Here is a 7554-nt window from a genome sequence, read left to right on the forward strand (position 1 = left end):
TCTTATGGACACCATTACGTCAAAACATGGTCGGTGCAGAACAACATAATCATTGGCAGTTACTTGCCATGAGAAGAACGATCGAAACTCGCTTTTTCTGAACTTTGTGCGCTATTTGATATTGAGCACACGTTGACGAGAAGCATTTGGGGACTACAATTGAGAATCGAACAAATCATAATGGCTTATCATTTGAGATATTTTGAAATCAACTAGCACCACGGGTAATGCTTTACAAATAGGGCTTACTTAATAACTACTTGAAGTTTTTAGAGGTGCCCTTATTTATTTAATCATTTAGAGAGATTAATTCAACCTAAAAGTTCGGATGAGATATATCTTTTGAAAATCATTGATTAGTAAATCTATCTGGTGACACGATTTTTGTCTAATAATCATCCGAAAATAAACTAAGTGCTGATTATTAGAATAAAAACATAAGCTAAACTGAGATAGGGAACAAATGCTAGTTCTCTATCTTTTTTTATCGTTAGGGCTAAAATACCTAGACCTGAGGCGATCTGAATGAGCCATAGTATTTCTTGAAAGCTGATAGATAAAGAAAGTAAAGCAAGGAAGAGAAAGTCTCCACTGCCCATTCTGATATTTTTGATTTCTGCTAAAAAGCCAATCAAGAGAAGTACTACCGTCATGTTTTCCCAGTGATAAAAGAGTGACATTAGTATAAAAGCAAATAACCAGATCATGAAAGGAAAGGAATGTGATTTGATATCGTACAGCGATAGGCAAAGACTAGTCGCCAAGAGAATAGCTTGACTAGGAGTTAGGATTTGCCAAAAAGAAAATAAAGCTAATAGGCCATAGCAGGCTTCAATGAAAACGTATCGTATAGGAAGTTTAGCTTGGCAGTAACGACACCGACTTTTGCTGAGTAGTTGTGAAATGACAGGTATTAAATCATAGCATTTAAGACGAGTGTGGCAGGAAAAGCAGTGACTAGAAGGTGAAATGATTGATTGCTCGGGAAATCGGTCAATAACCAGACCTATAAAAGATCCGATGGTAGCACCGATAAAAAAGATTAAGATTGTCATACTTATTTATTCGAAAATAAAATAGTTTTTTCTTGACTTTTATTTAGAATGATTCTAAAATATGTTTATAAAAATAAAGGAGGCCTCTCAAATGGTATATGACAAAACACAAGCAGTTCTAAATCAAGCTGTCGCAGATCTTTCAAAAGCAGCATCCATTGTTCACCAAACACATTGGTACATGCGTGGTCCAGGATTCTTTTATCTTCATCCTAAAATGGATGAATTAATGGAAGAATTGGATGAAACGCTTGATGTGGTTAGCGAGCGTCTTATCACGATTGGTGGTGCCCCATATTCGACCTTGAAAGAATTTGACGAGCATTCTAAACTAACAGAAGAAGTAGGCTCATATGACTACTCAATGACAGAACGTCTAGAAAAATTAGTTGAGGTTTACTCATATCTTTCAGAACTCTTCCAAGAAGGTTTGGGTGTTAGTGATGAGGAAGGGGATGATCCTTCAAACGGTATTTTCTCAGATGCTCAAGATGCTGTTCAAAAAACATTGTGGATGCTCCAAGCTGAACTTGGTCGTCCGTCAGGATTGTAAGCTAATAGGAAAGTGGGATAAAAATCGGTCATTTGAAGAGTTCGATTTCTTCTCACTTGTTCCTTACTAGGTTCGAACTGAAACGCTTTCTTTCTAAATCGTTTCGGCTCCTTGTCTGAAAGTTAATTTATTTGACTATAATCTAAAGAGGCAAGGACTTTTGTCCTAGCCTTTTTTAAGTATTGAAATGCAAGCGATTGCGAAAACGCTTGAAAAAGGTCCTTAATTTTGCTAAAATTCTTCTATGAAAACTCTCTATGATGTCCAGCAATTGCTTAAACAATTTGGTATTTATGTCTATGTCGGTAAACGTCTTTTTGATATCGAGCTGATGAAATTAGAATTAGCCAGACTCCACGATAATGGGCTCATTGAACGTGAGCAATATTTACGGGCTGAATTAATTTTAAGACGGGAGCATCGTTTAGAACTAGAAAAGGAAGAGAACAATGAGTAAAAAATTATTAGGTATTGATCTTGGCGGAACAACAATAAAATTTGGGATTTTAACAGAAGCCGGAGAGGTTCAAGAGAAATGGGCGATTGAAACCAATATCCTTGAGGGTGGTAAACATATTGTTCCTGATATAGTGGCATCAATTAAGCACCGTTTAGATATGTACGGTCTAACAAGTGATGATTTTGTTGGAATTGGGATGGGTTCACCTGGCGCTGTCAATCGTGACGATAAAACGGTAACAGGTGCCTTCAACCTTAACTGGAAAGAAACACAAGAAGTGGGGTCTGTTATTGAAAAGGAAACAGGTATTCCATTTGCTATTGACAACGATGCTAACGTTGCAGCTCTAGGGGAACGCTGGGTAGGTGCAGGTGCCAATAATCCAGATGTTGTTTTTGTAACCCTTGGAACTGGTGTCGGCGGTGGTGTTATTGCTGATGGAAATCTTATCCATGGAATAGCTGGTGCAGGCGGTGAAATTGGACACATGGTCGTTGAACCTGACACTGGATTTGAATGTACCTGCGGGACAGTTGGTTGTCTTGAAACGGTAGCCTCTGCGACAGGTGTTGTTCGTGTAGCTCGCCGTTTAGCAGAAAGTTACGAAGGAGATTCATCCATTAAAGCAGCTATTGATAATGGCGAAGGCTTATCAAGTAAAGATATCTTTGAAGCTGCTCAAGGCGGCGATAATTTTGCTAATAGTGTTGTGAATAAGGTCTGTTTCTATCTTGGACTTGCCACAGCTAACATTTCTAATCTCTTGAACCCTGATTCAGTAGTTATTGGTGGTGGTGTTTCAGCAGCCGGTGAATTCTTGCGTAGTCGTGTTGAAGCTAATTTTAAAAAATACACTTTCCCACAAGTTCGTCAATCAACACAAATTAAATTGGCAGAGCTAGGAAATGATGCTGGTATTATTGGTGCTGCCAGTTTGGCAAGAACGGAGCACTAAGAAAGGTTGTTAGCAAATGATTTGGATCATTTTAATTGTTATTAGTTTGGTGATTATTGCTTATTCAGCTTGGCATTATTTCCGTTTGAAAAAAGCAGCTACCTTTGTTGATAACGCTGAATTCAAACAGCTTATGAGGGTTGGTCAGTTGATTGATGTTCGTGAACCTGGACGTTTCCACCAAAGCCACATTTTAGGAGCCCGTAATTTTCCTTTCCAGCAATTTGAAGCGTCACTTGGAGCTTTGAATAAGGAAAAACCAGTTCTCATCTATGATGATAATCGTGGAGCCTTAATTTCTCGAGTTGCTAATATCCTTAAAAAAGCAGGCTATGAACGTGTTTATGTTTTAGAAAATGGTTTTGAAGGCTGGGATGGTAAAACGAAATGACTTGGTCAACTATCTTCTTGATATCGATTATTGTCTTAATTTTGCTGTTTTTGGACAAAAATAGTCAGCGCAGAGTTCAACTCGGACAACAAAAATTACAAGATATTTTAGCAAATGAGAATATGAATGATTTATCTAATCGTTATCATTCTGTTGCAGGTGTTGCGTTAGTTAAAAAGTTACGTGAAGATTTTGATTTAGATCTTCTTTCGGCAAAGCAACTGGCTGATAAGATACAAGAGCAACGCTAAAAGAGTTTTTAAAAGCAGCTACAAATAGTCCAATTTCTCAATATCAAGTTCGCTTTAACATCCTAAGACAGTTGTTGCATGGCTGTTTCGTTCGTATTTTACGCTCGGAAAAGGACCTAAAACAGTAGATAAAAGCTGTGCTTTTCTATCTGCAACTTCAAAAGATCTTCCAGATCTTTTGAGCTATGTGGGGTGGGAGCGAGACGGTCTGGGGATAGACCATTTCAGCCAAGTATAGATTTGACTATCATTCTTAATACCCAAGGTGACCTTATTGGATTTCCCAGCCTTTTTCATCTCAATGCAGGCTAACTTTGTTTCTATTCGAATACGCTTTTTTGACCATAACAAACACTCTTGTTTCTCGTTTACTAGATTTCAACAGGAGTGTTTTTCTTGTATCTCATTTTATGGATGCAGTGCTGAAATCGAACTCTTTTTTTGTTAAAGGAGTTCTTTCCCACTCGCTTTTTCGTTAAATATCAAAGATTTTGATGATTTTTCTCGTAAAAAGTAGTACAATACTCTCATTATTATAAAAAGTAAGGAGAATGGTATGCAGAAAAGTTTCATTCATCAACAAGAAGAGATTTCTTTTGTTAAAAATACATTTACGCAATATCTCAAGGATAAGCTTGATGTTGTTGAAGTTCAAGGTCCGATTTTAAGCCGTGTGGGAGACGGTATGCAGGATAATTTATCCGGTATTGAAAATGCGGTCCGTGTTAATGTGAAATTGATTCCTGATGATGAATATGAAGTTGTTCATTCCCTTGCTAAATGGAAACGTCATACCCTAGCGCGATTCAATTTTGGTGAAGGGGAAGGCCTCTTTGTTCATATGAAGGCTCTTCGTCCAGATGAAGATTCTCTGGACCCAACACACTCCGTATTTGTTGACCAATGGGATTGGGAAAAGGTTATTCCAAGTGGGCAACGTAATCTCGCTTATTTGAAAGAAACGGTTGAGCAGATTTATAAGGCTATCCGTTTAACGGAGTTAGCTGTTGAGGCTCGTTATGACATTGAGTCCATTCTGCCCAAGAAGATTACCTTTATCCATTCAGAAGATTTGGTCAAGGATTATCCGTTCATGACACCAAAAGAGCGAGAAAATGCTATTACTAAAAAGCATGGTGCGGTCTTCTTGATTGGTATCGGTGGCGAACTTAGCGATGGTAAACCTCACGATGGTCGTGCACCAGATTATGATGATTGGACGTCAAGGTCTGAGGGAGATTACAAAGGTCTAAACGGTGATATTCTTGTATGGAATGAGCAAGTTGGTGCGGCTTTTGAGCTATCTTCCATGGGAATTCGTGTTGACCAGGATGCCCTTCAAAAACAAGTTGCGATCACAGGTGATGAAGACTGTCTTCGGTATGACTGGCATAAGGCTCTACTCAATGGCGATTTCCCATTGACGATCGGTGGGGGTATCGGTCAATCTCGCTTAGTCATGTTCTTGCTACGGAAACAGCATATTGGCGAAGTCCAATCAAGTGTCTGGCCCACCGATGTTCGAAACGCTTTTGAACATATTTTGTAAGCAGAAAACTAAAATACTGCAAGTTCTTGTAACTTGCGGTATTTTTTCGGTAAATCTATCATAAATAGAAGTGAAAACATTTACACTTGACTTGGTTCAGCTTTTTAAACTTTTTTGTGATATACTTGTACAGTTAATAAAACATATTTATATAGAGGAAAACATGACAAATTTAAGAACAGATATCCGTAACGTTGCCATTATTGCCCACGTTGACCACGGTAAAACAACCCTTGTTGATGAGCTTTTGAAGCAATCCCACACACTCGATACTCGTAAGGAGCTTGAAGAGCGTGCAATGGACTCAAACGATCTTGAAAAAGAGCGTGGTATTACTATCTTAGCGAAAAATACAGCTGTTGCCTACAATGACACACGTATTAATATCATGGACACACCAGGACACGCGGACTTTGGTGGAGAAGTAGAACGTATCATGAAAATGGTTGACGGTGTTGTTCTTGTCGTGGATGCCTACGAAGGTACCATGCCTCAAACACGTTTCGTATTGAAAAAAGCACTTGAGCAAAACTTGACGCCGATCGTTGTTGTTAACAAGATTGACAAACCATCAGCTCGTCCAGCAGAAGTTGTTGACGAAGTTCTTGAACTGTTTATTGAACTTGGTGCAGATGACGATCAACTAGATTTCCCAGTTGTTTATGCTTCAGCTATCAATGGTACATCTTCACTTTCAGATAATCCAGCTGATCAAGAGGCATCGATGGCACCAATCTTTGATACCATTATTGAACACATTCCAGCTCCAATTGATAACTCAGATGAACCGTTACAATTCCAAGTATCACTACTTGACTACAACGACTTTGTCGGTCGTATCGGTATTGGACGTGTCTTCCGTGGAGCTGTTAAAGTTGGTGACCAAGTTACCCTTTCAAAACTTGATGGTTCAACGAAAAACTTCCGCGTGACAAAACTCTTTGGCTTCTTCGGTCTTGAGCGCCGTGAAATCCAAGAAGCTAAAGCTGGTGATTTGATTGCCGTTTCAGGTATGGAAGATATCTTCGTTGGAGAAACAGTAACTCCTCAAGATACTATTGAACCACTCCCAATTCTACGTATTGATGAACCAACCCTTCAAATGACTTTCTTAGCTAATAACTCACCATTTGCAGGTCGTGAAGGTAAACACGTGACATCTCGTAAAGTTGAAGAGCGTCTTCTTGCTGAGCTTCAAACTGACGTTTCACTTCGTGTGGAAGCAACGGATTCACCAGATAAATGGGTCGTTTCAGGCCGTGGTGAGCTCCACTTGTCAATCCTTATCGAAACCATGCGTCGTGAAGGTTATGAGCTTCAAGTATCTAAACCTGAAGTTATCATCAAAGAAGTTGATGGCGTTCAATGTGAACCATTTGAACGTGTTCAAATCGACACACCTGAAGAATACCAAGGTGCTATTATCCAAGCCCTTTCAGAACGTAAAGGTGATATGCTTGATATGACCATGGTTGGTAATGGTCAAACACGTTTAATCTTCTTGATTCCAGCTCGTGGTTTGATTGGATTCTCAACAGAATTCCTTTCAATGACACGTGGTTACGGTATCATGAACCATACCTTTGACCAATACCTACCACTTGTTCCAGGTGAAATTGGTGGACGTCACCGTGGTGCCCTTGTTTCGATTGACAATGGTAAAGCAACAACATACTCAATCATGCGTATTGAAGAACGTGGAACAATCTTTGTAAACCCAGGGACTGAAGTTTATGAAGGTATGATCATCGGTGAAAATGCTCGTGAAAATGACCTTGGTGTTAACATCACAACCGCTAAACAAATGACAAACGTTCGTTCAGCAACCAAAGATCAAACATCAGTTATTAAAACACCACGTATTTTGACACTTGAAGAATCTATTGAATTCTTGGATTATGATGAATATATGGAAGTAACGCCAGAATCTATTCGTTTGCGTAAGCAAATCTTGAACAAGGCTGCGCGTGATAAAGCTAACAAAAAGAAAAAATCAGCTGAATAAATATCAGTGATTGAAAGGTAAATAGTAAGGAGAGACATGTTTTATTTATTAGTATTATTTGGCATCGTTCTTTACTATTTCTTTATGGCTCCAAAATCTATTCGTAGTACTATAAATTCAATTGGAATAATGGTGGTTATAGCAATTTTGCTAATCCTTGCAGGGATGAGTTTTATGAAACTGCTTCAGTCTCCAGGAGAGGTATACATCATTGCTATTATGCTAGTTCTAGGTTTTTTAGCCTTGAAAGATGTTTTAAAGTTATCTTCAAAAGATCTACCTTTCAAAAAAGATAAATAAGAGAAATCACCTGACACTTGTTAGGTGATTTTTCT

9 protein-coding genes and 1 pseudogene are annotated in these 7554 nt (G+C 38.6%); 9 read left to right on the forward strand and 1 reads right to left on the reverse strand.

Translation table 11 applies throughout. The features are described from left to right. Window positions 1-216, forward strand: a pseudogene (locus tag ACMZ6U_RS08320) (IS982 family transposase); the annotation flags it as partial. A gap of 194 nt (window positions 217-410) precedes the next feature. On the opposite strand, the gene ACMZ6U_RS08325 reads toward ACMZ6U_RS08320, so the two are convergent. Then, complete coding sequence (locus ACMZ6U_RS08325; protein ID WP_416107842.1) at window positions 411-1055, reverse strand: prepilin peptidase; 645 nt, start codon at window positions 1053-1055, stop codon at window positions 411-413. Window positions 1056-1146: 91 nt separating this feature from the next. Here ACMZ6U_RS08325 and ACMZ6U_RS08330 point away from each other — a divergent pair, with 91 nt between their 5' ends. From ACMZ6U_RS08330 to ACMZ6U_RS08365, 8 genes are all read left to right on the forward strand, one after another. Next, complete coding sequence (locus ACMZ6U_RS08330; protein ID WP_199773961.1) at window positions 1147-1608, forward strand: Dps family protein; 462 nt, start codon at window positions 1147-1149, stop codon at window positions 1606-1608. Between the two features lie 244 nt (window positions 1609-1852). Continuing rightward, the gene (locus tag ACMZ6U_RS08335) at window positions 1853-2065 is read left to right on the forward strand and encodes a YqgQ family protein (RefSeq protein WP_416107845.1); all 213 of its coding nucleotides are present in this window, start codon (window positions 1853-1855) and stop codon (window positions 2063-2065) included. Further along, window positions 2058-3023, forward strand: coding sequence for an ROK family glucokinase (locus tag ACMZ6U_RS08340; RefSeq protein WP_416107847.1), 966 nt, complete (start codon window positions 2058-2060; stop codon window positions 3021-3023). Before ACMZ6U_RS08335 ends, ACMZ6U_RS08340 begins: the two co-directional genes overlap by 8 nt. Before the next feature lie 16 nt (window positions 3024-3039). Then, the gene (locus ACMZ6U_RS08345; RefSeq protein WP_416107849.1) at window positions 3040-3414 is read left to right on the forward strand and encodes a rhodanese-like domain-containing protein; all 375 of its coding nucleotides are present in this window, start codon (window positions 3040-3042) and stop codon (window positions 3412-3414) included. After that, window positions 3411-3665 (forward strand): hypothetical protein, encoded by a 255-nt coding sequence (locus ACMZ6U_RS08350; RefSeq protein ID WP_416107851.1) that lies wholly within the window; start codon window positions 3411-3413, stop codon window positions 3663-3665. The genes ACMZ6U_RS08345 and ACMZ6U_RS08350 overlap by 4 nt, the downstream gene beginning before the upstream one ends. A gap of 556 nt (window positions 3666-4221) precedes the next feature. After that, complete coding sequence (asnA, locus tag ACMZ6U_RS08355) at window positions 4222-5214, forward strand: aspartate--ammonia ligase (protein WP_416107853.1); 993 nt, start codon at window positions 4222-4224, stop codon at window positions 5212-5214. A gap of 163 nt (window positions 5215-5377) precedes the next feature. Beyond that, window positions 5378-7219 (forward strand): translational GTPase TypA, encoded by a 1842-nt coding sequence (typA, locus tag ACMZ6U_RS08360; protein ID WP_416107855.1) that lies wholly within the window; start codon window positions 5378-5380, stop codon window positions 7217-7219. 36 nt (window positions 7220-7255) lie between these two features. Next, on the forward strand, window positions 7256-7519 hold the full coding sequence (locus ACMZ6U_RS08365; RefSeq protein WP_416107857.1) for a DUF3165 family protein: 264 nt from the start codon (window positions 7256-7258) through the stop codon (window positions 7517-7519). The last annotated feature ends 35 nt before the right edge of the window (window positions 7520-7554 follow it).

The organism is Streptococcus pluranimalium (assembly GCF_047785745.1).
Taxonomy (GTDB): Bacteria; Bacillota; Bacilli; order Lactobacillales; family Streptococcaceae; genus Streptococcus; species Streptococcus pluranimalium_B.